The sequence below is a fragment of the Pedobacter frigoris genome (genome assembly GCF_032678645.1).
In the GTDB taxonomy this organism is placed as follows: Bacteria; Bacteroidota; Bacteroidia; order Sphingobacteriales; family Sphingobacteriaceae; genus Pedobacter; species Pedobacter frigoris_A.
Genome location: NZ_JAVTSP010000007.1, coordinates 126,815 through 150,438, shown reverse-complemented (window position 1 = coordinate 150,438; position 23,624 = coordinate 126,815). Strand labels below are relative to the sequence as shown.

The window sequence follows — 23,624 nt, the reverse complement described above, 5'->3', positions numbered from 1 at the left end:
TTTTATAAATCATCTTTCCAGTTATTCCCAAGGAAGTCCAGCAGGCGGTAGGCAAGGGTATAAACCTTTGAAACCCCTTTCTCAGGAAAATAATGGTCTGGATGATGGTCAGCAGCTGAAGCGTTATCGGCAGCTTCACGAATCAATATAGCAAATTTATCGCGGTTATATCCACCAGGTGTCTTATCGTTAAGGGCCCGTTTCAGCTTTTTCGCCGTGTTGTGCTCAGCCGGGATTTCTGGCACAAGATGGTAAAAGAGCCAAACCTCAAAGCACTGATTACTGATCGACAGAAACCAATTCTCTTCCCGCTCACAGTTCTCGTTAAGTTCATCAATATGTTCCCTTGGCCAGCGGTCTACATCAAGTACGAACCAAACAAAATCCTCCGGCTCTATCCCATTTTTATAATTATAGGTGGTTAAACGGTCGAGTAAATGTTTTACAGCAGATGCTCCTTCTTCCCGCTCAACAATTTCCACACTCACCCGCTGATTGACACTATTAAAGAAGCCAAAATACTCATCCTCACGCTCACCTTCAGCAACTACAATAAACTTTCGGAAGTCACGATGGGGCTTCCCTTTCTTATAATTTCTATTAGTGCTCCTGGACATGCTCCTCCCAGTTTAGATCTTTGAGACTTGCCAGAAAAGGGATCGCCCCAAATCTACCGGAAAGATACCCCTTACGGATGTCCAGATCCGGTCTGACATTATAATCACTCAGCGGGTAAAAATGACTGGCTCCCATTTCATTCTTTTCTGCAAACCAAATCTCATCCTGACGGAACAGATCAAGGTCAAGCAGATTGGATTCATGAGTTGTAATGATCAGTTGACCTTTTTTAGCTTTATTATTTTGCACGAAAGAAACAAACTCTTTCAACAACGCCGGATGAAGACTCTGATCGATCTCATCGATAATAATCGTTACGGGATAATAATCCAGCATATAAAGGAGCGGAATAAAATCGATTAGCCTCCTGGTACCATCCGACTCCTCTGAGAGTTCAAAACGTACTTTTTCCCCTTTATCGTTATTATGGTAAGAGACGGCCTTTTTGACCACGGGCTTCCCATCTTCCATCAAAGCGATTGCCTCCCTGCTGTCACCAACACGCTCCTGCTCACCGCTGCGAATAATTTTCAGCACCCTTTCCTTTTCAGATAAATTATCCTCACCAAAAAACTGATCAAAATCAATACTCAGAATATCAATCTCTTGAATACCAGTGGACAACTGGGCTATCATGTGATTGGTAAATGCCTTAAACTTCTTGTCATTGATAAAACTGTACACCAAACCGGAGTACTGCATCCTTGGAAAAACGATCTGCATGCCTTGGTTGAACCATTTAAAAGCATTACTGATCTCAGTGAATTTTTTATCCTTAACCATAAACAGAAAAGGTACATCCTCTTCCAGCAAATCCTCTTCATAAACCTGGATCAGCAACCTGTCCTTTTGATTTTTTGAATATTTAGGGGACATTTTAATGCTTTCCTTTCCCTTGACCAATGCACGTTCAAAAACCAGTTCATCATTTTTTTTGCCATAGTTCAGCACATAAAGCCACTCTTCTGTGATCCTGTTCTCAAAAAAACACAATCCATAGGCGTAGCCAACTTCATCAACAATGAATTCTATTTCCAGCTTACTCGGTTTAGATAAAGTATCCTTCATCCGGAAGCAGGTCTCTGAAGTTAAAAAATCAAGGCAACCCTCGGTAACAACCGTCCTTAAAGCGTCTATTGCAATAATCAAGTTGGATTTACCCGCGCCGTTAGCGCCATAGATCACTGCAGATTTCAGGATGTCTACTTTAGGCAAACTGTAAACATGGTCAGGCAGGCGCCTTACCTCTCCGGTAAGCATATTGAACTCCGTCTCTTCATAAAAAGAAAGAAAGTTCTCTGCCGTAAACTTAATCAACATATTAGTATAGTTTTAATGATGCAAATATAACGACTATAACGCAGTATTGTTTAAATATAATACAAATAAATCAATAAAATCAAATTATACAACGAAAATTTCGTTATAACTTTTAATTTTCATACATTTGTAACTGGTTTATTACTATAGACGGAATCTGCCATATGAGCAAACCGGTATTGAGACCAAAGGGACATTTAAATAAAGACATGCTAAGAAACGAAAAAAGGAGACAGTGACACACAATCTCCTTTACCGGTTCCAATATTTTGAGCTTGAGGAGGCGCATAACCAGGGCTTAGCCCCCATGGTTTATTTGGACTGGATTTGCCAAATGTAAAAATAATATTTACAAAATGGCTTGTGTCAGGTATTATTCAGAACCTTTTTATAATCTGGACTTGCAGACATCAACCATAAACCATGGCAAACTGTAATAAATTATTTTTAGACTATAGCAAAGTCATCACCCCATCACTGGTGGAGATGCAAAAAATGAAGACCTCAAGGGAATCCCTTGAAAAGAAGATCACAGACAAGATCAAAGAAAAACTAAACGTAACTGTATCCTTTTTCACTCAGGGTTCCGGTGCCAAGCGCATGAAAACAATCATCATCAAGGAAAACGGCACCTATGATGCAGACCGGGGAGTTTATCTCCCCGCCGAACCGGAGGTTAGTGCAGAAACTGTACAGAAATACATCTATGATGCAGTGAAAGATCAAACCTCAGGCGGGGCATCGCATCGTAAAAAGTGTGTGCGTGTCTACTATAAGGGCGCATACAACATTGACTTCCCTGTGTATTATGAAGTACCAGATGAATCCTATTCCTATATCGCCGTTAAAGGAAACGGATGGATCAAGGACGACCCTGAAGAAATGATCAACTGGTTCGAGGGATATAAAGACGAAGGCGGGCAACTGATCAGAATGGTAAAATACCTGAAAGCCTGGGCATCCACACGCAATTTCAAAATGCCAAGTGGCATTGCCCTTTCCGTATGGGCAGCTAAAAACTTCACTGAAAATGCAGACAGGGACGACAAGTGTCTTTTAAGCCTACTGAATGCTATTCAATTAGCAGTACTGTTCAGCGTAACCTGCTATGCTCCGGTTGAGCCTTATGACGACCTGATCTCCAAACTGAGTGATGAGCAAAGAGATAAATTTAAAACGGAACTGGATGCATTTGCTGCCGACGCGCAAAAAGCAGTCGATGAGACCAACCAACTGGCAGCTTCTAAACTCTGGCGCAAACATCTGGGCACCAGGTTCAACTTAGGTTTAGACGAAGATGTGGACAAACGTGCCAGTGCTTTGGCCGCCAGTGCTGCAATTGTACTGAACCAAAACGCACACTTGGACAGGTCTGGAAAGATTAACTTAAGCTCAGGAGTCGGACACGTAATCCATAGAAATTATGGCGGCTAAATCCCTAATTCCAAAAGCTAGGATAAATGACCACCAGAAAGCTCTTTTAGAAAAGCATTTGCTGTTAAAGCACTATGCTTTTCTAGAAGTTTCTGTGACCGGAAATAACCTGACCTGCACAGGCTACTGTCAGCCCAGTAAACATTCCATCATTTACCATTATAAGATCAAGTACAGCGCATCACAATACCCTCGGGTATATGCGGTTGATCCTGAAATTGAATATGATGAAGACATCCACATGTATTCCTCAGACAACAGATTCTGCTTGTTTTATCCAAAGGACTTTAGCTGGACAACTGAAACCCATTTGTTCAACACCATTGTTCCATGGACACACGAATGGTTCCTATTTTACGAACGTTATCAAATCAGCGGCAAATGGGAGCATCCCTTTGTCCCACACAAAAGAATTTAAAAAATGGATTTTAAACCAACAATATTTATAGGCTCCTCCAAAGAAGGACTGCCAGTTGCCAATGCATTGGCAGCAAAACTTAAGGGTACCTCAGAAATTCAACTATGGCCCGATATCTTCCAGCTGAACAAAAGTAATTTTGACAACCTGGCCTCACAGATTGCATTCTATGATTACGCCATTTTAGTAGCCACAGCCGATGACATCACTGAATCCAGAAAAAAATCAACAAGTTCGCCGCGGGACAATGTCGTATTTGAATTTGGACTGTTTACAGGTGGCCTAGGTACTTCACGCGTCTTTTTCTTAATGGAGGACGACAACAAAATGCCTTCAGACCTAGGTGGGATCACCCTTCCCTTTATACCTAAATTCTCCGCGCCTGAGTTCAAAACCAAGTTAACCGCTGCAACAAAGCAGCTCAAAGAGCACATCGCAAATAAAGAAAAAACATTTGACCTGGGCTTTCTGCCATCCACCGCCTTGGCCTATGGATATTTCACCAATTTTGTAGAAAGAACAGTAGAAAGGTTGCTGGAAGACAAACAGGATAAAAAAGAATTTGAACTGTCTAACGGTTCAAAATTTAAAATAACCTCTTTAAGGTTCACCATCCTGATCCCAGATGACCTGCGCGATGATATGTTTAAAAAAGTAAAGGCCAAAAGACTCAAATCGGAATGGCTTAAACTGAAAGTTGACCCCAAAGATGTCAGGGACTACGATTTCTCCATAGATGTTTCAAAAACAAGTACCGGGGAACTGCATCTGGTGGACATCCCATTCACATTAAATGCACTCAACAAATCCATACAGCTGTACTCTAAGGTTGAACACATCGGTAAGTCCGTAAGAGAAACGATCCTCGAACAACGCGAGATCAGGAACTTTAAAAGAACTTTAGAATACCTGATCAGTACCAGCGCAATAGCTAAGGGGGTCGTGGACATTGAGATTGTAGATATCTAAAATTCCTGACAGCCTGTCCTATGCTATTTAAAAAGGCCCTTCAGCTCCAACACTGAAGGGCCTTTTTTAAATATAAACATATCAACCAAAACATTACTTATCCATAATATACGGGGTAACTATTCCTCAGTATATTATGTTGGCAAAATTGGCGGCTGATCAAAGCTCCGGCTCCCATTCCGTGCGCAGGCTGTTGATCTGTCCATCAATCACGTCATCCGATAGCCTCGCTTTTACTTTCACACTTTTCGGCAATCATCGTCGAAAACAAAGATATACATAAACAGATCATCCGAACTAAACCACTGCTTTGTCACTCTCCTGATTTAGCTTATACACCAGCTCAGTTTTATCATTCACCCCCACCTTCTTAAAAACATTCTTCACATGGCTCTTCACAGTATCAAGTGAAATGAACAGTTCAAAACCAATGTACTTATACTGCTTACCCTGGCTGATCATCACCACAATCTCTACTTCCCGCTTGGTCAGTCCATAGAAAACGCAGTTGTATTCAAATACCGAAGCACCGCTCCCTATGGTATACTTCGCCTCCAGCTGCTCATCTCTGATCCGTTCCCATTTCACAATCTTAGCAATAAAAAGCACCGTAATGATCAGAAAACCAGAATTAGTAACCAGCACCTCTATGCGCTGTCCAACCTTAAAATAAGAAAACGCCGCCATACAAGCACAGGGAGAAACAGCAGCATACACCCAGAACATTTCCACTTTGCTATAAGGATAAGCAGAAGCATTTCTTACCTTAATTCTTACCCAAATGGCACAAAGCATCGCATACAACAGCACCAAAGAATACACCCCAAGCACAATCATCCCATAACTGGTCGCAAATTCCAGCTTACCCGATAAGGGATATACTACCCAAAAGAAAACCATATAAGGCACCAGCAAAAACAAAACAACCCCATACAACGCATGAAAACGCAGGGATTTCAGATTAAAAGCTTTATAGAAATAATAAGGAAAGTAAGCCGCCATCACAAAGCCACTGCCATAAGCAATGATGTTCTGCAAAACCAGCGGCAAACTATAACGCGGATCAGGAAAAAGTCCACCGGTTACATTGTACACAATCAGCAGCACCAGCAGGAGCAGGTACCACAAGCGCCGTTTATCCTCCGGCCGGGACAGGTAATACACCAACTGGTAACAGCACATCCCAAATTCAAGTAAACAAATGATGAATCTCAACACATACATCTCGGAATTAAACACATACATAGCAGTAGATTAAGATAAAAAGATCCCATCAGCCAGCCTCCTTCTTTAAAAAGAACAAGGGATATCCCAAATCCAGTTGATAAAAAGCAGTAAAGCCCCGTTTTTCATACCAGGGCACATTCTTAAGCGTGGAAGTCTCCAGGTAGACCGGCAACCCAGCCGCAACCGATTCAGACACCACCTCAGCCAGCAATTCAGCACCTATTCCCCTTTTCTGAACCCAGGGATTTACCCCGATAAACCAGAGGTAGCAAAAAGCTGAATCAGGATGCTGCAGGGCAATCAGTTTTTCCCGCCTCAGCACCCTGCTTAACCTGGACAACCCGATCACACCAAACAAAAGCTTCGCGTCCAGCCAAATGGCAAAAACCGAAAAGCCCTTCAAATGCGGATAGAACACCAAGGCACAACCATCTTTCTTCTCAGTCAGCCAAACCGCACCAAAACGCAGACACAACTCAAAAGCATAAGCCATCAGCCGCCTGGTCCGGCGATCTGCTCCAGCGCCTGCTCCTGTCAGATAAGCCACACTTAAATTGTCCTTAAAGGACAGGGCTAGCAGTTCCACTACCCTGTCCTTATCGTTACGGTTCGCTTTGGTGATCATCAATTCCTTAAAATTTATTTAATCCTTTAGCAACAAAATTGTAAAATTCTCCGATAGGCCATTGCTTTGTTATTTCCCTTCTCGCTGTCGGTGATATTAATATACATGGCTATAAGTCGGTTATTTGCTTTCTGAACTGTTCGGTTAACTCTTCCCGTTCCCTGGCTTTAAAAGCACCTATACTTTCCCTATTTTTCACATAACCGTCAAACAATTGCAGGAATTGTTCTTTTAGTTTTTTTCGGCTTTGCAGCTGTTCATAAATCAGCTTCATCAGGCTTTCAGTGTCTTTGAATTTCTGGCCTTGGTCCTGCTGCTGTTTGAGCAGTTCTTTATTCGCGGATAGCACTTGCCCGTTAAATTGTTTTACAATTTGTTCCTGGTTACGGATCATTCTTTCTACGCTTTGGTGCATGGGGATCAACAGTACTTTTTCCTGGGTTTTGATAAAGCTGGTATAGGCATCGTGGTTGCGGCTTAATGTACGTTTCAGCAATTCGTCATTGATATCTGCTGGGTCTTTTTTGGTACGGTGGAAATATTCCACCATCTGGTTAAAGAACTGGAATTTACTGTAGCCAAAATTCAGCGCCAGCTTTCCCAGTTTGGTATCAGTATCTACCGAAAAGCGGAGGGATTTGGTATAGTTGTCCTTTGTAGCCATACCTTCAGTTCATAAGTGGACTTATACTTTTTTCCGCTTTGGCGTAGCATTTAGACTGGTAACTTATACCCGGAGTATAAGTCGAACCCTCATAGTTGCAAACTGAGGGGCAAAATAGGGCTGCTGCCCAATTTCCGCTTGCTCCAATTTTTGAAGGAAAATTGGACGCTCCTAACCACCAAAACCAGTACAGTAAATGGCGGGTAATCTGATAAAACTCTTGCATGACAATTTGTATATTCCAGCAAAAATCAGGCTTCTAAGAACTAAAGTTTAACACCTCAATTGGACAGTGTTACAAATTACATTAAAGACCCTTTAAACTTCTAACTGTCTGAAAATAAAACGACTATTATTAGCTTAGATTAAAAGAAAATAACCAAATATGAGATACACCCAAATTTCTGGTCATATACCAGCGATTTATCGACCTATCCCCTCTCAAGAATCTGAGCTGGTTACCCTCCCCAGGCAGGAAGCAATAATGAGTTATCTATCTCAAATCCCCCATCACGCATTTACTGAATTTGTAAAAGACATTCTGACAATCATAGAAGGACATACACTCGTAAACATTACCGATGGTTCAGGAGACGAAAAGCAAGATCTGTTAACCATTGATTCCAAAGGAAACAAATGCTTGATCCAATGCAAACATACAAGTGATAATCGGTCCCGTTACAATGGAGACGAGCTTGACCTTGTATTTGCCGCAACTATACGAAAGAATTGCAAACGCGCCATATTTGTAACCAATGGCGATCTAACGACCCAAGCCAAACGATACATTAACGACCAGGAATACCTAAGAGGCTGGCCGAAAAAAAGTCCACGACTGGAAATTGATTATATCAATAATTACAGGATCTGGGAAAAAATCAGTTCCAGCAGCGAAATCCTAAACAAATGGTTTGGAGGTCTTGGACAAACACATGGATTAAGAACATTCAGATTCGAAATATCCATCTTTCTATTACCATTTAAAGCAGAACAAAATCAGCATATCTTAGAAAATTTAATTCGGCACTTAATCGACAAGGCACTCATCCATGAAAATACCGAAGAAAAAACATATGAAGGACGATTAGGAGATGAAATTGAATTCAAAATCTCCCATTCCTTACAATTCGAAAGGAATATAGACATCAATTACTTTTCACCAGACAAAGATCCTAACTATAGTAGCCCCCCTCTTTCAGCACTGGCCATAGCCGTCACCGTTTTAAATGATAAACCCTTTGATGTAAATCTCATCAGAAAAAATATAATTGTTCAATTGCTCCGAAATAATCTTCCGGTTATACCTAAAGGAAACTGGTGGCATATTTTAACAGGGAGATCAACAACCTTTGTATTCTTACACGATCTCAGCCAGGCAAAACTCATTTCTCTGGACACTGCACAAACATTTGTGAGTGATTTAGGAGAAATATACTCGGAAAAAGAATACTGCTCATTAGAAGGTGAAGGGTTCGAATCCGGTAAAGAAGAGGAATCTGAAGGAATGCTGATACATGCTGAATCTGGCTGCTCCCTTATACCATATTACACCCAAGAAATTGGACTAGAAGATGAATATAACACCAAAGGAGTCAAATATGCCCAATTTTCAGCTTTAAAAAGCTACATATTTAAAGTTGCAAAAAACCTGAATACCCACTCCATCCAATTAGCAGCAAATACTTTACCCCAGAGCTGGTTTGCCTTTTTCAGAAATAATGAGCTTGTCGTTTGCTACTCCAAAGAAGAAAAAAAATCTGATATAACATTAGTAAAACAAAAGCTCAGTGACCTTAAAATAGAGTTACTAACAGTAAAACAGTCGGAAAAAAACAAAATTTTAACACAAATAGATTTATATAAGACTAATTACATTACAACCCATCGTATCGATCAACTACGTTACCCAGTGGATCTAAAAGAAAGGATGTTTTGGATTGCCAAAGACTTTAAATTTGAAAAGAAAGCAGAAATACAATTCATTAGCGAATTATTTGCTTACAAATATCGCTACGAATGTCAATGGGGAAGATGTGATACTTTAGAAAAAAATTACAGCTATCCAGAACTCACCAACCTTTTATTTCAACCCTCCACGATGCGCGCTCAGCGTTCACTGGATATTAACATATGGAACAATCCGATTTGGGTAGTGATGCGATTCTATGAACAAGAAACAAGCTCTTCTCGCGAAATAGCCACGGCAGCAATTAAAGAGTTTGAAATCATATTTGAACACATACAATCTATTATAACTAAAAATGCGATATAAACAAGCCTACAGAAAGGCAAAATAAAGTCAAAGAGCCAAATTGGCCACCATCAAACATTAGACAAACCAATTCAAACTCAATATCTCAGCTACTTTAGAACCAATAATACCCTATTGCTTTCCTTACAACCGATACCGAAGCTTAATATTTCTTCCAATAGCTTTAATTAACCCAGAATTATCACTTACAGTCACATCAACAGCTTCCCAATCACCTTTTTCAATTCGAACAAGCTCATATTCCATACCATTGAGGTTAATCAGAATGGAACTGGTTTCTTTTGTTATTCCCTTAGTGATGATCATATAAGTATAATCCCTTTCATCAAAATTGATGCGCATTGGTAAATGCATATTGCAAGTATAGCGTTGGAAATCTACTTTTATTATACCATTTTCATCTTGATGGATTACATCACTGCCCAAAAGTCCAATACCACTAATAGATTTTATTTACTTCAACACGCTTAATTATAGAAAAATAATAACAGTAAAAATCTTTGAAAAACAACAAAAAACCCACACATTACTGACTATCAAAGGCTTAAAAACATACACCTTGATGATAAAATAAAACTGACACTATGTTATGACAGTGGTAACTGCTATTGTTTTGACCCAGCATTTTTGCCTTAAAAAAGGGCAGGATGGAAAAATTTAAAGAAAAAAGAAAGGTATCACCGGAAAGAGCAAGGAAACTGCTCGCTGAGAATGGCACGCACGTCAGCTTGGAACAGGCCAAACTGATTGTGGATTTGATGTATATGTTTGCAGACATCGCTTTAAGGCCATACACCAGCCCGAAATCGCCACCTATTTAATCTAATATGAAAACAGCAGATTTATACATAAGAGTAAGTACAGACGAACAGGCTGCCAGAGGGTATTCTCCTAGAAGTCAGGAAGAAGCATTGCGAAAACATTGTGAAATACATGATATAGCGATCAGAAAGGTAATTCATGAGGATTATTCCGCTAAAACATTCAATCGGCCTGAATGGAAGAAATTAATTGAGAACCTTCGTATCAATTCAAAGCGGCCAGATTATATCCTTTTTGTAAAGTGGGACAGGTTTAGCAGGAATGCGCCCGATGCTTATCAGATGATCGCCACCTTAAATAAACTAAAGGTAGAACCTCAGGCCATTGAGCAGCCTTTAGATTTAACTGTGCCGGAGAATAAGGTGATGCTGGCCATTTATCTTACTGCTCCCGAAATTGAGAATGACAGGCGCTCACTGAATGTGAAGCATGGGATGCATCAAGCCAAGAAAGAAGGTCGATGGATGAGCAAAGCTGGCCCAGGTTACATCAACAGGACAAAGGAGAACGGAGATAAGTATGTCGCTATTGATGACTCTCAGGCGCCACATATGGTATGGGTATTCGAGCAATTGGCTGAGAATGTTTATACGACGGCTGAAATCTGGCGTATGGCTGCGCAAAGAGGTTTAAAATGTAAGCTACCGAGTTTTTGGAAAGCGATTAAAAATGTCGGTTACTGTGGGTTGATCTATGTTCCGGAGTATAAAGGTCAACCTGCCTACACGGTAAAAGGCCAGCACAAGGCGCTGGTTTCTGAAAGTGTCTTTTATAAAGCTCAGGAAGCGATAGATGGCCGGAAGAGGGATGTCGGGCCTAAGAGTACTCGAGGTATTACATTAACTTCGCTTGAATTGTTGCCATTAAGAGGTTTTCTTATATGCCCTGTGTGTGGCAAAAGAGCTACGGGTAGTGCATCTAAAGGATGCAAAAGCTACTTTCATTATTATCATTGTCAACACCCTTGCAAATGGAGAGAGAAAGCTGGTGATGTAAATATAGCTTTCGTACAATTGCTCAAGCAATTTGTGCCGAAAAAGGGTGTTGCTGAGCTTTTTTTAGAAATTGTATCTGACCTGTATAATGATGAGGCTAAAACGCAAAAGGGTGACCGAAGTAAAATTGCTGGTGAAATCGGTGAATACAATAACAAATTAAATCGAGCCAGAGAGCTGCTATTGAGCAATACTTTAGAGGAAAGTGAGTACAGAGATCTTAAAGAAAATATTGACAAAAAGCTGTTAAAACTACAGGCGGACTTAAATGAATTGAATAAGAATGGCAAGCAGGAAATCGATATAGAAGGCTTAATTTACAAAGTCATCGAAAACCTAAAAAAGATCGATTTAATGTATTTAAACGCAGATATTAAAGGGAAAAGGCAAATTATTAGTTCGATATTTTTTGATATGTGGGCTTTTTCGTATGGAAAACATCGAACGGGGAAAATTAATGAAGTTGTTTTGCTTATCTATCAGATTAACAACAAATTAGTGGACAAAAAAAAGAGATTGAAAGTTTCGAAAAACGATCAATCTCCTTGCGTACCTAAGAGGAGATTCGAACTCCCACACCCTTGCGGGCGCCAGCCCCTCAAGCTGGTGCGTCTACCAATTTCGCCACCTAGGTATTTATATCCTGCAAACATAACTTATTCGCAGTATAATGTCAAGCCATCAAAGGCCAATTTTATGTTATTTGGTAAATCCTTTTCCACAACCTCATGTAATCCCATATTATGGCTGATGTGTGTAAAATACGTCGTTTCAGCCCCCACCAGCTCCGCAAATGCAATGGCCTCATCCAGCGTAAAATGCGAAATGTGATTTTCCTTTTGCAATGCGTTTACAACCAGTATTTTAGTTCCTTTGATTTTCGCGACAGTCTCTTCTGATACCGTCTTCGCATCAGTAATGTAAACAAAATCATTGATTTTAAATCCCAGAATAGGCAATTTATAATGCATAATATCCAAAGGAACAATCGCCGTTTCACCTACGTTAAATGCGTCACCGGCAATCGTATGCATATCAATCTGAGGCAGCCCCGGATAGTGTGCTTCTGCGAAAATATAGGAGAACTCCTTTTTTAAAGCATGCTGTACACGCTCGGTAGCATAAATAGCTATATTCTTTCTCAGCAGGTAATTAAACGGCCTGATGTCATCCAGTCCTGCCACATGGTCCTTGTGCTCATGTGTATACAGAATGGCATCCAGATCCTTAACTTCTGCCCGCAGCATCTGATACCTGAAATCAGGACCACTATCGATAACTATGGTCTTATCATCTGTTTCAATGAGTACCGATACCCTCAGTCGCTTGTCCCTGTGATCTGCTGATTTGCATACGATGCAACTGCAGGTAATAACCGGAATGCCTTGAGAAGTGCCTGTACCTAGAAACGTGATCTTCATTTACCGCAAATCTACTACTTCTACCCCAGGATATTTTTTAACATCAAAAGTAAATGTGTTTTCGGGAACTTTCACATTTCCGGTAAATGACTTTACCGCATAGGTATACCTGTTGCCGTTTTTATCAAAAATAAGCACGTTACTGATCTGCTTAGCCACCTTGTCTATCGTCAGACGTATTTTGTAAAAAGACTTTTTAGTGTCTATAGGCGAAAGGTCGATCATTTGGTAAACCTTCCCTCCAGATTTGGTATCGCCGGTGTATAGGGACTTAAAGCCAGTTTCATAAACCGTGAATATTTTAGCCGGGTTCAGCCCATCTGCAGAATGGTCTACAGTAGTCACCTGAACTTCTTTGTCTTCTTTTAAATAAGTCCACTGACTTTTACCGTCACTGATCATCTCCTGCTCTGTCATGGCCACTTTATACTTGTTCGCCGAAGCTTTTACCAGTAATGTACCTTGCTGACTTTCCTTAATCTTTGCCTGTAAATTATCCAGTGTAAAGGTAAAGTCTGCTTTAACAACATCAAATGAACGGTATTTTTTACTTACTCCTGCGAGTATGGCCTTTGCCTTTGCATCGGTCTGGGCATATGCTGAAACTATAAATCCTGAAACCAGTAGAAATAACAACGCGGTCTTCTTCATCTTTTTCTCCTTTTTTATCTATTGTTGTTCAGGTCATTCAAGAACTGTTCCAAAGCATAATCGTCAGGGATCAGGACCTCTCTCGCCTTACTGCCTTCAAAAGGCCCCACTACTCCGGCAGCCTCCAGTTGGTCTATGATGCGTCCGGCCCTGTTGTAACCAAGTTTCAGCTTCCGTTGTATCAGTGAAGTAGAACCTTGCTGATGCATAACGATCAGTCTTGCAGCGTCTTCAAACATAGAGTCGCGGTCGTTAGGATCAAATTCCAGTTTTGCGTTTTCCGCGGCCTCATCAATGTACTCCGGCAATTGGTACGCTTCAGGATATCCTCTCTGAACACCGATAAAATCAGAGATCCGGTCTACTTCTGGTGTGTCCACAAAAGCACACTGCAGCCTGATCAGGTCATTTCCTGTCGACAACAGCATATCTCCTCTACCGATCAGCTGGTCTGCACCTCCACTGTCCAGGATGGTTCTTGAATCTATTTTAGACAATACCCTAAAAGCAAGCCTTGCCGGGAAGTTGGCCTTAATAGTACCTGTAATGATGTTCACTGAAGGACGCTGTGTCGCCAGCACCAGGTGAATACCTACCGCACGTGCCAGCTGTGCCAGACGCGCTATCGGCGTTTCTACCTCTTTTCCCGCAGTCATCATCAAATCGGCAAACTCATCCACGATCAGCACGATATAAGGCAGGAAGCGGTGGGAATTATTTGGGTTTAGCTTACGCTTGATGAACTTCTCATTGTATTCCTTCAGATTTCTAACCTGCGCATCTTTCAGCAGGTCATAGCGCTGATCCATTTCAATACATAGAGAGTTTAGTGTATTGATTACTTTTTTTGTATCTGTAATGATCGCATCTGCTTCTCCTGGTAACTTTGCCAGGAAATGTCGCTCAATTTTATTGAATAGGGTCAACTCTACCTTTTTAGGATCTACCAGTACAAACTTCAGTTGCGACGGGTGCTTCTTGTAAAGCAGGGATACCAGAATAGAGTTGATACCCACCGATTTACCCTGTCCGGTAGCTCCCGCAACCAGCAAATGGGGCATTTTTGATAAATCTGCAATATAGACCTCATTAGAAATGGTTTTACCCAATGCAATCGGCAGATCCATGGTGGTTTGCTGAAATTTCTCTGTCGCCAGAATACTGCGCATAGAAACCATCTCCGGATGCATATTCGGAACTTCTATACCAATGGTTCCTTTTCCAGGCATCGGGGCAATGATACGGATGCCCAATGCAGCCAAGCTTAACGCAATATCATCTTCAAGGTTCTTTATTTTTGAAATCCTCACACCGGGCGCCGGAATAATTTCATAAAGTGTCACCGTTGGTCCTATCGTAGCCTTGATCTTGTCAATCTCTATGTTGTAGTGATTTAAAGTCTCTACGATCTTATTTTTATTTGCCTCCAGCTCTTCTGCATTTACGGATATTTTATTTGAACCGTGGTTCTCCAGTAAATCCAAATGTGGGTATTTATAGCTGGCCAGGTCTAATGTAGGATCATAATTCCCAAACTGCTCAACAAGCTCTTCTGATTTTTTATCTTCTTCTGTTTTTTCAATGGTCAGTTCGGGCTCTGGTTTCTGTGGCGCTTCTGTCGCTAGTTCTACATTTGGCGACAGCTCAATAGATGGGGAAGCGACGACCGGCGGTGTATTTACAACCGGTGGATGCATAACGTTGACTGCAGAGGTAAAAGACGGGATGATTTCTTCATCTTCTTCTCTTTGCTCAAATCTGGACGGCGTAATTACTACATTTTGTTCTTTTTTTCGCTGATTGGCAAACCTGTCGTTAAGCGTAAACTCAACGGGTTCTGAAAGCACTTCATTCTCCAGCTCAATGTGCTCCGGTACATCGGGAATCACGGCATCATCACGCTTGCGTTCCGGCAGTTTAAAATCAATATTATAAGCAATGATCAAAACTGTCAGCGCAAGAAAAGCAATCAGTCCCCCTACTCCGGCTACCCCAATCTGAGCCACCAGCAGTTTATTGGTCCAATAACCGAATTGCCCTTCCAAATAATGAGGGGCATCGGAGAAAAAGGCATGACAAAAGCCAAGTGTAAGGGAGGTAAACAGGAGAAAAAACAAACTATAGGCAAGTGTCTTTTCAATTGCAAATATCTTCACCTTGAAAAGCAAACGGTACCCGATCACAAAGAATACAAAGATGAATAGGAATGAAGCGAGACCAAACCATTCATAGATAAACTGGTGCGATAACAATGCACCGATCTTACCCAACCAGTTCTGTACCACAGGAGGAATGTTTACCTGCTGCAGCTCTTCGTAGGTTTTAAACAAATTACTCCATCCCCCATTCGCATCGATCACGTAACTGTGGTCTTCCTGCCAGGTAAACAGGTATGATGTAAAAGCTATTAAAAAGTATAGGGCCAGAATGATGAATACCAGTCCGACAATCTTTAGAAACCTGCCATCCTGAAAATCGAAACGTGGCAATATCTCCGCCCGTTCCTTAGGTTTTCTGGTACCAGCTGACCTGGAACCCTGCTTTTCATCTGATTCGTTTTTAAAAGAATTTGACTTAAATTGGTTACCCCTTACCGACATTTTCGCTATTAATATTTATAATCAACAAACTTAGATAAAAACTAAGAAGCATTTATGCTTACAATATAAAAAAAAAAATTACATAAGTTTGTCGACTCAACTCTAATTTATACGATGAACATTGCAACTCTTGAAGCACTGATTGAAGACAACAAACTACAGGAAATATATGACCTCCTGAATAAAACGCCACAGCTTGCGGATCAGAAGACGAGTCATGGTGTATCTCCTGTCTTATTGGCTTGTTATTATAGAAAACCTAAAATGGCAGAACTGATTGCTGGCTTTTCTACGGAGATCACTGTTTTCGAAGCTTGTGCATTAGGACAATTGGAACATGCCATCGGATTAATTACCGAGCAGCCTGAACTGGTAAATACTTTTGCTAATGATGGGTTCACCCCACTTGGCCTCGCTGCGTACTTTGGTCACGAGGAGCTTGCAAAAGTACTAATCACCAGCGGAGCTGAAGTAAATGTACCAACCAATAATGGTTTCAACGTATTCCCCATTCATTCTGCCGTAGCTGCAAGAAATTACAACATCACCAAAATGCTCCTCGACGCAGGTGCTGCGGTTAATGTAAAGCAGCAGGCTGGTTTTACGCCATTACACGCTGCTGCGCAATACGGAGATATTGAAATACTCATTCTCTTGCTGGAGCACAATGCTGATGTAGACATCAGAATGGAAGGCGGCAAATTACCGGCCGATCTGGCAGATGAAAAAGGCTATACCGAAATTGCCGCTATATTGAGAAACTAAACATCCCAGATCCTGAGCCTGATCTTTTTTATATAATGCCTCACGTCCAGAACCAGGGCCGCAAGTATATAAAAGACAATAGGAAAACCAACAGCCAGAAAAGAAGAGTAAATAAAGAAAAGCCTGATCTTACTGATCGACATGTTTAACCGGTCTGCAAGGTAGGTACATACCCCAAAACTCTGCTTTTCAAAGAAAGTAATGATTCGCTGAAACATCTTATTTTTTTAGAATTTTAATTCCGATACCACAATTTAAACATTTTTTTTGATTGCAATGGTATTTATTTAATTGCAGTAAGGCCTGCGACATCAATGCACTGTCTGGCCTGACTCCGGAATTAACGTACTGATCTGTAATCATATTGCGTTCTGCCGGCAATTCTTCTAAAAAAATAAATGCCCTTTCCATAAAATGTACCTGATCTGTATATTTTCCATAAGTAAACAGAAACAGACAAATGGTATTGATCACAATATTCTGTACGGAGGCCGGACCGGGTTGAAGAATCACCTGTTTTGTAGTCTTCCTGAAATGATAATGACGCTCCCAATACTGATTCACGGGAAGGTCTTCAAATAAACGGTAAATCTCTTTTAAAGATTTCAATTCCAGGATCTTTGAGAATAAATGACTCGAACTTATAATCAGTGCCGCAAACTGGGCAAGCCTCACCGTTGGAAAGTTCTGCGGTCTCATCCTCAGAAACTTCCATAGGGAAACATCAATCGGCTCAAATCCATATTTTTTCCGCAAAAAAGTATATTCCAGGAAAAGTCGCTTTGAATACTCATCCTGCAAATCGGCATTTAGAAAGCCGGCCTGTCCAAAAATCATCGCCTCTATCTGCAACGGATTGTTTTTATGTTTTGCAAAAATTCGCTGCGGCAAGGAGGAAGCCAGCATCTCAAATGGCACTGCATTCACCTTAAATCCAAAGTTCCTGGCCATAAAATAATAAAAGGTCTCGTCCCAGCTGCCTTTCAACGCTCCCAGCCGCATCAGTACCTCCGCTGATTTATATTCTAGTCTTTCCGCAATAGCCCTCGATAATACATGTTCAATCACAACCTGATCAACACCCCCAATCTGCTTTTCACAGGGAAAGGCATTCCTGTTATTGACCAGGCCGTGGTAAGTATCCAATAACTGATCTGAAAAGAGGTCTTTCAATACCAAAACGGGTATCAAACTTCCGTTTTTGCGATAGATCTGCTGATCATGGTGATAAACCACGTGAAGAATTACTGACTCGAAAGCCCCATTCTCCTCGTGATTGTGCAATACCCAGTCTGAAGATTTAATGTGCAGTTCTACGTTGCCGGCCCACAGGGTATGGTCTATCTTGAGTCTGGCATGACTAAAATCAGGCCCGGCATCTTTATTGAGTATGCCCGGACTCAATATTTCCAGTTTTTCGCCACCGGCGCAATAAAGTTCATGGGTTTTAAATAACCTGAACTGCCATATAAAATGTAAAAAGTCTTCCGTGAAATTCATCACAGCGAACTTCATTCAAATTAATGAGATAGTCCAAATCTAGTTGCTAAGTTTTTTGCTTTTTATAATTGGTGATGAATACGCCAAGGATAATTAACACGGTTGCAATGACAATATCAAAAGTGATGACCTCATCGAGAATCAACCAGCCAAGAAACAGCGCAATCACGGTATTGAAATAGGAAAGTACGGAAACTTCTGTTGCAGTCACCTTTTTCAGGGCATAATGGTAGCAGAAAAATGCAATTACTGAACCAAACAATGCCAGGTAAACTACAGCAAGTAAGCTTCTCCCCGTCCAGCTGCTGACATCTGCATCGCCAGAGAAAATAAAGGCAAGCACAAACTGCACTATTGCGGAAAATACAAACTGGTAGAAAAGGTCTAAAAAGATCTGGTCAGATTTCTGGTTGCTCTTCTTAACATATATGGTACCGATGGTCCAGCCACTGATGGCTGCACAGAGAAACAAAATTCCTGTTTTATAATTGGGATCAAGAAGTGCACTGAATCCATCCCTGAATATAAATGCTACACCCATGAAACCGATGATGACTCCCAAAAACCCTTTCCATGAGGGTTTCTGCAAACCGATCAGCACACAGCCCAGAAAGACAAAGATTGGGTTCAGCGCATTCAGCAGGGAGGTAAGCCCGCTTGGAATACTTTGTTCCGCTACAGTGGTCATTCCGTTGGCCACCACCAGCATCAAAGTACCCAGGATCATTTGTCTCCTTAAATAGGGCCAGCCTTTCCAGCTCAGTTCATTCCTGCGGATCAGGATAACCAGTAAGATGGCTGAAGCAATGGTCTGCCGTATCGCCGCCACAAACCATGGCGGTATGGTCTCCACGGCAATGCGGATTCCCAGATAAGTCGTGCCCCAGATGATCGCGACAGCCAATAAGGAAACAATAAGCTTTACATCGAGCTTTTGCTTCATATCAATTTCGCAGATTCCAGGATCTGCTCCATTTCCTGCTGTACTTTTAATGCTTCGGCTCTTGCTTTTTCTGCAAAATCTTCTCCATTACCCGCGTAAATGATGGCTCTCGCTGAATTGACCAGCAAACCGCATTCTTTATTCAGTCCGTACTGACATACATCAGCGAGGCTACCACCCTGTGCCCCGATTCCAGGAACAAGAAGGAAATGATCAGGAGCCAGCCTGCGGATATTTTCGAATTCTGAACCTCTGGTTGCACCGACTACATACATTAGTTTTTCGCTGTCTGCCCACTGGGAAGAAATCCGGATTACTTCTTCATAAAGTTTTCCTCCTGGTGTCTGGTGCAACTGAAAATCACTGTGACCTGCATTGGATGTCAGCGCCAGCAGGATCACCCACTTGTTTTCATGTTGTAAGAAAGGACCTACGGAATCTTTTCCCATATAAGGCGCCACTGTAACCGCATCAAAGCCCATCTCAGATTTGGCTTCATTGAAGAAAGCATCGGCGTACATAGCGGAAGTATTTCCTATGTCTCCTCTTTTCGCATCTGCAATGGTAAAAATATCTTTAGGGATATACTGCCATGTTTTAATCAGGGTTTCCCAGCCCTTTAATCCCATTGATTCAAAAAAAGCTGTGTTTGGCTTATAGGCAACACACAGATCTTTGGTAGCATCGATAATTTGTTTATTGAACTCCAAAACCGGATTATCGTATTTTAATAGGTGTTTTGGGATATTTTCCAGAACGGGATCAAGGCCTACACACAAAAAAGATTTCTTGGTTTTAATCTGCTCAAATAGTTGCTTCTTATTCATCAGGGGGTAATTTTGTGTGCAAAGATGTCAAATTTAACAATCATTTAATACCAGTTTATATACTTTTAAAGTAAATTATTTTAAACATTTTAATATTTTTCTTGGAGATTAGTTTACAAATACATAGAATTGCAACATAATTCTCTAAAAGTTTATCTGACCATTCCAGAAAATCTCATAAAATCTTGTTTCTACTATTTTTTATAATTGCATTTTCTGCCTGGTTCAATTTTAAAATTTTCTCTACACCTATATAATGTTTAATAAAACAGAATTAAATGAAAAACTCACAGCAGAACTGCGTGAGATTGCTAAAACTCAGGGCATACTAAACGCAGATGAATTAAGGAAAGCAGAACTGGTTGAGATCATTGCTCAGATTACAGAGCAGGAAACTACAGCTGAACCGGTTACAGCCGAAGCTGTTAAAAGTGAAGCTGCCCCAAAAACAGCTAAGCTGAAAACAGCAGCTGCAAAGGAAACCAGCACAGAAAAGCCTACCAGAAAAAGAATCCGTATTCCAGCCAAAGAGGAAGAAACAGTAAAAAATACGCCTTTCAACCGCGCATCTTTATTTGACACCCCACCGGCATACGAAAAAACTGAGACCCCTGAGTTTCAGGAAGCAGAACAACCTGCAGAAGTACTGACTGAAGTAGCAGAAATTGAGCAGCCTGCGGCTACTCCTGCTGTAGCACCTGCCGGCAGTCCGGCACCTGTACAATCGGGCGAAAACAAAAAGAACAAACAACCTAGAGACGACAACAGGCCTAAAAACCCGAATCAGAATAACAACAACAATAATAAACAGGTAGAAAACAGTTATTCAAATCTTGACTTTGACAACACCATCACCAATGAAGGTGTGTTGGAAATCATGCCTGACGGATACGGTTTTTTAAGATCTGCGGATTACAATTATTTATCTTCTCCTGATGATATTTATGTATCACAGTCTCAGATCAAATTATTTGGACTGAAAACTGGTGATACTGTTAAAGGCAGTATCCGCCCTCCAAAAGAAGGCGAAAAATACTTTCCTTTGGTAAGGGTGGAAACCATCAACGGACGCCTGCCGGCCGACGTTAGGGACCGCGTACCTTTTGATTACCTGACTCCTTTGTTCCCTACTGAAAGGTTAAATCTTTTCACGGAAACAAACAACTACTCAACCCGCATCATCGACTTATTTACTCCTATAGGTAAGGGTCAGCGTGGTCTGATCGTAGCTCAGCCTAAAACGGGTAAGACCAATTTGTTAAAAGAGGTGGCCAATGCAATCGCGAAAAACCACCCTGAGGTGTACCTGATCATCTTGTTGATCGATGAGCGTCCTGAGGAGGTAACTGATATGGCCCGCAGTGTAAGAGCGGAAGTAATCGCTTCTACTTTTGACGAACCTGCTGAACGTCACGTAAAGATCGCCAATATCGTATTAGAAAAAGCAAAACGCCTGGTGGAATGTGGACATGATGTGGTGATCCTTCTGGATTCTATCACTCGTCTGGCCAGGGCATACAATACAACTGCTCCTGCTTCCGGGAAAATCCTTTCTGGTGGTGTGGATGCAAATGCTTTACATAAACCTAAACGTTTCTTCGGTGCTGCACGTAACATCGAAAAAGGTGGTTCATTAACCATCCTTGCTACTGCGCTGACTGATACCGGTTCTAAAATGGATGAGGTGATCTTTGAAGAGTTTAAAGGTACGGGTAACATGGAGCTTCAATTGGATCGTAAGTTGTCTAACAAACGTATTTTCCCTGCAATTGACATTACGGCTTCAAGTACACGTCGCGACGACCTGTTGCACGACAGAGATACGCTACAACGTGTATGGATCCTTCGTAACCACCTTGCCGATATGAATGCCCAGGAAGCAATGGAGTTTGTACAGGCACAGATCAAAGGCACAAAATCAAATGAAGAGTTCCTGATCTCCATGAACAGCTAATCGAATTCAGCATAACATGATAAAAAAACATATCCCTAATGCCATTACTTGTGCCAACCTTTTTTCTGGTTGTATAGGGATAGTTTATGCATTTAAAGGAAACCTGGAAGTAGCCGCATATTTTGTGGTGCTTTCAGGTATCTTTGATTTCTTCGATGGATTTGCGGCGAGGTTGCTCCGTGTAAAATCAAACATAGGTAAAGAGCTGGATTCTTTGGCGGATATGGTCAGCTTCGGGTTCTTACCCGGAGTAGTGATGTTCCAGCTGCTGGGACAAAGTGATTATTCCTCGCAATACCTACCTTACTTAGGTTTCATCATCACGGTATTTTCTGCGCTGAGACTGGCAAAGTTCAACATAGATACACGCCAGACTGAAGATTTCATCGGATTAAACACGCCAATGAATACCTTACTGATTGTATCGCTCCCTTTTATCAAAACAGATTACCCTGACGTAATAGGCTCGACGGCATTATTGGTAGCCCTGACTGCTTTAGTGAGCTGGTTACTCGTCAGTGAAATTCGTATTTTCTCGATGAAATTCGGAACAAAAGGCTGGCAGGAAAACAAACTAAAGTATATTTTCCTGATCCTTTGTGTACTACTTGTCGCTGCCCTCAGGTTCGTGGCAGTACCTTTCATTCTCGTGTTGTATATCGGGTTATCGATCCTGCATTTCAGACGAATCCCACGCTAAACTAAAGTTGTTTTTCCAGTTCGGCCCTGGCCTTATCCAATTGTACGTACAATACTTCTACAAAGGCTGCAAGTTCATCGCAAGCGGAAGGTAAACGCTCCACATCTTTAAGCGAACCTGCATTATCCTCCATCATTTGCATATGCGCTTTTGCATCTTCGCGGCCAACATATACAAAGGTAGGTTTGATTTTATGCGCAAAACCTGCTGCTTTGCTCCATTCTTTATCATTTATTGCTTGTTGAAGTTCGGCAATATATACAGGTGTCTGGCTTTTAAACAGGTCTATCATTTCGATGATAAACTCGGCGCTGTCGCCGGACATTTCTTTCAAATAAGAAAGATCAAGAGGCTCGTTATTTTTATTTAGATCGATCATTTAAACAAAACTATAAATTAATTTTTGATACAGATAAATTATCAGCTAAAGTTCGCAATATATCTGACACAGTTTTTTTCAATAGCGGATGAACATGCGCTCCGGCAATTTCGGCAAGCGGCTCCAGCACAAACTTCCTGTTCTGCATTTCCGGATGCGGGATCTGAAGCTTTCCCGGAATGTCGATGATTTCATCATCAATGAGGATCAGGTCTATGTCAATCAGCCTCGCCCCCCATTTCTCATGTCTTACTCTTCCCAGCTCCAGCTCAATGTCCAAAGCCATTTCCAATACTGCCAAAGGCGACAATTGTGTCTCCACTCCTACAGCAATATTCAGAAATCCAGGCTGATCTTCCCTGCCCCAGGCAGCAGTTTCATACCAGGACGACCTGGAAAAAACAGACCCTATTCTTAAATTAATCTGAACTACCGCGTCATCAATCAGCTGTACCCTGTCTCCCAGGTTACTGCCGAGTAACAAAAAAACCTTTTTACTGTCCAATACCATATCAATTTC

At 41.3% G+C, this 23,624-nt stretch carries 23 protein-coding genes, 1 tRNA gene and 1 pseudogene; 9 read left to right on the top strand and 16 right to left on the bottom strand.

Annotated elements, in window-relative coordinates:
* Positions 1-2: 2 nt before the first annotated feature.
* Together R2Q78_RS19345 and R2Q78_RS19340 are read right to left on the bottom strand one after the other, a co-directional pair.
* On the bottom strand, positions 3-617 hold the full coding sequence (locus R2Q78_RS19345) for an RloB family protein (RefSeq protein WP_316794200.1): 615 nt from the start codon (positions 615-617) through the stop codon (positions 3-5).
* A complete protein-coding gene (locus tag R2Q78_RS19340; protein ID WP_316794199.1) occupies positions 601-1,938 on the bottom strand; it encodes an ATP-binding protein in 1,338 nt (445 codons plus the stop codon). Before R2Q78_RS19340 ends, R2Q78_RS19345 begins: the two co-directional genes overlap by 17 nt.
* A 423-nt stretch (positions 1,939-2,361) precedes the next feature.
* Here R2Q78_RS19340 and R2Q78_RS19335 point away from each other — a divergent pair, with 423 nt between their 5' ends.
* Genes R2Q78_RS19335 through R2Q78_RS19325 form a run of 3 tightly spaced genes read left to right on the top strand, consistent with a single transcriptional unit; the run spans position 2,362 to position 4,759 of the window.
* Complete coding sequence (locus tag R2Q78_RS19335) at positions 2,362-3,372, top strand: cyclic GMP-AMP synthase DncV-like nucleotidyltransferase (protein ID WP_316794198.1); 1,011 nt, start codon at positions 2,362-2,364, stop codon at positions 3,370-3,372.
* Positions 3,362-3,790: a hypothetical protein gene (locus R2Q78_RS19330; RefSeq protein WP_316794197.1), complete on the top strand. Its 429-nt coding sequence runs from the start codon at positions 3,362-3,364 to the stop codon at positions 3,788-3,790. Before R2Q78_RS19335 ends, R2Q78_RS19330 begins: the two co-directional genes overlap by 11 nt.
* Positions 3,791-3,793: 3 nt before the next feature.
* On the top strand, positions 3,794-4,759 hold the full coding sequence (locus R2Q78_RS19325) for an STING domain-containing protein (RefSeq protein ID WP_316794196.1): 966 nt from the start codon (positions 3,794-3,796) through the stop codon (positions 4,757-4,759).
* Positions 4,760-5,056: 297 nt separating this feature from the next.
* On the opposite strand, the gene R2Q78_RS19320 is transcribed toward R2Q78_RS19325, so the two are convergent.
* The 3 genes from R2Q78_RS19320 to R2Q78_RS19310 all read right to left on the bottom strand — a co-directional run bounded on the left by R2Q78_RS19320 (position 5,057) and on the right by R2Q78_RS19310 (position 7,275).
* The gene (locus R2Q78_RS19320) at positions 5,057-6,004 is read right to left on the bottom strand and encodes a response regulator transcription factor (RefSeq protein WP_316794195.1); all 948 of its coding nucleotides are present in this window, start codon (positions 6,002-6,004) and stop codon (positions 5,057-5,059) included.
* Positions 6,005-6,032: 28 nt separating this feature from the next.
* On the bottom strand, positions 6,033-6,611 hold the full coding sequence (locus R2Q78_RS19315) for a GNAT family N-acetyltransferase (RefSeq protein WP_316794194.1): 579 nt from the start codon (positions 6,609-6,611) through the stop codon (positions 6,033-6,035).
* A 109-nt stretch (positions 6,612-6,720) separates the two neighbouring features.
* Positions 6,721-7,275 (bottom strand): BfmA/BtgA family mobilization protein, encoded by a 555-nt coding sequence (locus R2Q78_RS19310; protein WP_316794193.1) that lies wholly within the window; start codon positions 7,273-7,275, stop codon positions 6,721-6,723.
* 385 nt (positions 7,276-7,660) lie between these two features.
* On the opposite strand from R2Q78_RS19310, the gene R2Q78_RS19305 reads away from it, so the two are divergent.
* Positions 7,661-9,547: a restriction endonuclease gene (locus tag R2Q78_RS19305; RefSeq protein ID WP_316794192.1), complete on the top strand. Its 1,887-nt coding sequence runs from the start codon at positions 7,661-7,663 to the stop codon at positions 9,545-9,547.
* Between the two features lie 123 nt (positions 9,548-9,670).
* Here R2Q78_RS19305 and R2Q78_RS19300 read toward each other — a convergent pair whose 3' ends face one another.
* Positions 9,671-9,889 (bottom strand): hypothetical protein, encoded by a 219-nt coding sequence (locus R2Q78_RS19300; RefSeq protein ID WP_316794191.1) that lies wholly within the window; start codon positions 9,887-9,889, stop codon positions 9,671-9,673.
* Positions 9,890-10,194: 305 nt separating this feature from the next.
* On the opposite strand from R2Q78_RS19300, the gene R2Q78_RS19295 reads away from it, so the two are divergent.
* Together R2Q78_RS19295 and R2Q78_RS21920 are read left to right on the top strand one after the other, a co-directional pair.
* Positions 10,195-10,368: a hypothetical protein gene (locus R2Q78_RS19295; protein WP_316794190.1), complete on the top strand. Its 174-nt coding sequence runs from the start codon at positions 10,195-10,197 to the stop codon at positions 10,366-10,368.
* 6 nt (positions 10,369-10,374) lie between these two features.
* Positions 10,375-11,157: pseudogene (locus tag R2Q78_RS21920) on the top strand (recombinase family protein); the annotation flags it as partial.
* 757 nt (positions 11,158-11,914) lie between these two features.
* Here R2Q78_RS21920 and R2Q78_RS19285 read toward each other — a convergent pair.
* The 4 genes from R2Q78_RS19285 to R2Q78_RS19270 all read right to left on the bottom strand — a co-directional run bounded on the left by R2Q78_RS19285 (position 11,915) and on the right by R2Q78_RS19270 (position 16,036).
* Positions 11,915-11,998 (bottom strand) — tRNA-Leu (locus R2Q78_RS19285).
* A 22-nt stretch (positions 11,999-12,020) separates the two neighbouring features.
* Positions 12,021-12,785 carry an MBL fold metallo-hydrolase gene (locus tag R2Q78_RS19280; protein ID WP_316794189.1) on the bottom strand — a complete coding sequence of 255 codons (765 nt, stop codon included), beginning with the start codon at positions 12,783-12,785 and terminating at the stop codon, positions 12,021-12,023.
* The gene (locus R2Q78_RS19275; protein WP_316794188.1) at positions 12,786-13,436 is read right to left on the bottom strand and encodes an outer membrane lipoprotein carrier protein LolA; all 651 of its coding nucleotides are present in this window, start codon (positions 13,434-13,436) and stop codon (positions 12,786-12,788) included.
* A 14-nt stretch (positions 13,437-13,450) separates the two neighbouring features.
* Entirely contained in the window at positions 13,451-16,036 is a 2,586-nt protein-coding gene (locus R2Q78_RS19270; protein ID WP_316794187.1) for a DNA translocase FtsK, read from the bottom strand.
* Between the two features lie 114 nt (positions 16,037-16,150).
* Here R2Q78_RS19270 and R2Q78_RS19265 point away from each other — a divergent pair, with 114 nt between their 5' ends.
* Positions 16,151-16,801, top strand: a complete 651-nt coding sequence (locus R2Q78_RS19265) for an ankyrin repeat domain-containing protein (protein ID WP_316794186.1) — start codon at positions 16,151-16,153, stop codon at positions 16,799-16,801.
* Here the strand turns inward: R2Q78_RS19265 and R2Q78_RS19260 are convergent.
* The 4 genes from R2Q78_RS19260 to pyrF are packed head-to-tail and all read right to left on the bottom strand — an operon-like array spanning position 16,798 to position 20,071.
* Positions 16,798-17,019, bottom strand: a complete 222-nt coding sequence (locus R2Q78_RS19260) for a PspC domain-containing protein (protein WP_316794185.1) — start codon at positions 17,017-17,019, stop codon at positions 16,798-16,800. The genes R2Q78_RS19265 and R2Q78_RS19260 overlap by 4 nt on opposite strands.
* A gap of 1 nt (position 17,020) precedes the next feature.
* Positions 17,021-18,301, bottom strand: a complete 1,281-nt coding sequence (locus tag R2Q78_RS19255) for a DUF2851 family protein (RefSeq protein ID WP_316794184.1) — start codon at positions 18,299-18,301, stop codon at positions 17,021-17,023.
* Between the two features lie 46 nt (positions 18,302-18,347).
* Positions 18,348-19,244 (bottom strand): DMT family transporter, encoded by an 897-nt coding sequence (locus R2Q78_RS19250; RefSeq protein WP_316794183.1) that lies wholly within the window; start codon positions 19,242-19,244, stop codon positions 18,348-18,350.
* Entirely contained in the window at positions 19,241-20,071 is an 831-nt protein-coding gene (gene pyrF / locus R2Q78_RS19245) for an orotidine-5'-phosphate decarboxylase (RefSeq protein WP_316794182.1), read from the bottom strand. Before pyrF ends, R2Q78_RS19250 begins: the two co-directional genes overlap by 4 nt.
* A 256-nt stretch (positions 20,072-20,327) precedes the next feature.
* Here pyrF and rho point away from each other — a divergent pair, with 256 nt between their 5' ends.
* Positions 20,328-22,025: a transcription termination factor Rho gene (gene rho / locus R2Q78_RS19240; protein WP_316794181.1), complete on the top strand. Its 1,698-nt coding sequence runs from the start codon at positions 20,328-20,330 to the stop codon at positions 22,023-22,025.
* A gap of 16 nt (positions 22,026-22,041) precedes the next feature.
* On the top strand, positions 22,042-22,725 hold the full coding sequence (gene pssA, locus R2Q78_RS19235) for a CDP-diacylglycerol--serine O-phosphatidyltransferase (RefSeq protein WP_316794180.1): 684 nt from the start codon (positions 22,042-22,044) through the stop codon (positions 22,723-22,725).
* Position 22,726: 1 nt separating this feature from the next.
* Here pssA and R2Q78_RS19230 read toward each other — a convergent pair whose 3' ends face one another.
* Positions 22,727-23,104 (bottom strand): Hpt domain-containing protein, encoded by a 378-nt coding sequence (locus R2Q78_RS19230; RefSeq protein WP_316794179.1) that lies wholly within the window; start codon positions 23,102-23,104, stop codon positions 22,727-22,729.
* A 10-nt stretch (positions 23,105-23,114) separates the two neighbouring features.
* Positions 23,115-23,615, bottom strand: coding sequence for a 2-amino-4-hydroxy-6-hydroxymethyldihydropteridine diphosphokinase (gene folK, locus R2Q78_RS19225; RefSeq protein WP_316794178.1), 501 nt, complete (start codon positions 23,613-23,615; stop codon positions 23,115-23,117).
* Between the last annotated feature and the right edge of the window lie 9 nt (positions 23,616-23,624).

Bases quoted from the DNA above. Each gene is read 5' to 3' on its own strand.
- R2Q78_RS19345 (WP_316794200.1), bottom strand. From the start codon at position 617: ATGTCCAGGAGCACTAATAGAAATTATAAGAAAGGGAAGCCCCATCGT.
- R2Q78_RS19340 (WP_316794199.1), bottom strand. From the start codon at position 1,938: ATGTTGATTAAGTTTACGGCAGAGAACTTTCTTTCTTTTTATGAAGAG.
- R2Q78_RS19335 (WP_316794198.1), top strand. From the start codon at position 2,362: ATGGCAAACTGTAATAAATTATTTTTAGACTATAGCAAAGTCATCACC.
- R2Q78_RS19330 (WP_316794197.1), top strand. From the start codon at position 3,362: ATGGCGGCTAAATCCCTAATTCCAAAAGCTAGGATAAATGACCACCAG.
- R2Q78_RS19325 (WP_316794196.1), top strand. From the start codon at position 3,794: ATGGATTTTAAACCAACAATATTTATAGGCTCCTCCAAAGAAGGACTG.
- R2Q78_RS19320 (WP_316794195.1), bottom strand. From the start codon at position 6,004: ATGTATGTGTTTAATTCCGAGATGTATGTGTTGAGATTCATCATTTGT.
- R2Q78_RS19315 (WP_316794194.1), bottom strand. From the start codon at position 6,611: ATGATCACCAAAGCGAACCGTAACGATAAGGACAGGGTAGTGGAACTG.
- R2Q78_RS19310 (WP_316794193.1), bottom strand. From the start codon at position 7,275: ATGGCTACAAAGGACAACTATACCAAATCCCTCCGCTTTTCGGTAGAT.
- R2Q78_RS19305 (WP_316794192.1), top strand. From the start codon at position 7,661: ATGAGATACACCCAAATTTCTGGTCATATACCAGCGATTTATCGACCT.
- R2Q78_RS19300 (WP_316794191.1), bottom strand. From the start codon at position 9,889: ATGCGCATCAATTTTGATGAAAGGGATTATACTTATATGATCATCACT.
- R2Q78_RS19295 (WP_316794190.1), top strand. From the start codon at position 10,195: ATGGAAAAATTTAAAGAAAAAAGAAAGGTATCACCGGAAAGAGCAAGG.
- R2Q78_RS19280 (WP_316794189.1), bottom strand. From the start codon at position 12,785: ATGAAGATCACGTTTCTAGGTACAGGCACTTCTCAAGGCATTCCGGTT.
- R2Q78_RS19275 (WP_316794188.1), bottom strand. From the start codon at position 13,436: ATGAAGAAGACCGCGTTGTTATTTCTACTGGTTTCAGGATTTATAGTT.
- R2Q78_RS19270 (WP_316794187.1), bottom strand. From the start codon at position 16,036: ATGTCGGTAAGGGGTAACCAATTTAAGTCAAATTCTTTTAAAAACGAA.
- R2Q78_RS19265 (WP_316794186.1), top strand. From the start codon at position 16,151: ATGAACATTGCAACTCTTGAAGCACTGATTGAAGACAACAAACTACAG.
- R2Q78_RS19260 (WP_316794185.1), bottom strand. From the start codon at position 17,019: ATGTTTCAGCGAATCATTACTTTCTTTGAAAAGCAGAGTTTTGGGGTA.
- R2Q78_RS19255 (WP_316794184.1), bottom strand. From the start codon at position 18,301: ATGAATTTCACGGAAGACTTTTTACATTTTATATGGCAGTTCAGGTTA.
- R2Q78_RS19250 (WP_316794183.1), bottom strand. From the start codon at position 19,244: ATGAAGCAAAAGCTCGATGTAAAGCTTATTGTTTCCTTATTGGCTGTC.
- pyrF (WP_316794182.1), bottom strand. From the start codon at position 20,071: ATGAATAAGAAGCAACTATTTGAGCAGATTAAAACCAAGAAATCTTTT.
- rho (WP_316794181.1), top strand. From the start codon at position 20,328: ATGTTTAATAAAACAGAATTAAATGAAAAACTCACAGCAGAACTGCGT.
- pssA (WP_316794180.1), top strand. From the start codon at position 22,042: ATGATAAAAAAACATATCCCTAATGCCATTACTTGTGCCAACCTTTTT.
- R2Q78_RS19230 (WP_316794179.1), bottom strand. From the start codon at position 23,104: ATGATCGATCTAAATAAAAATAACGAGCCTCTTGATCTTTCTTATTTG.
- folK (WP_316794178.1), bottom strand. From the start codon at position 23,615: ATGGTATTGGACAGTAAAAAGGTTTTTTTGTTACTCGGCAGTAACCTG.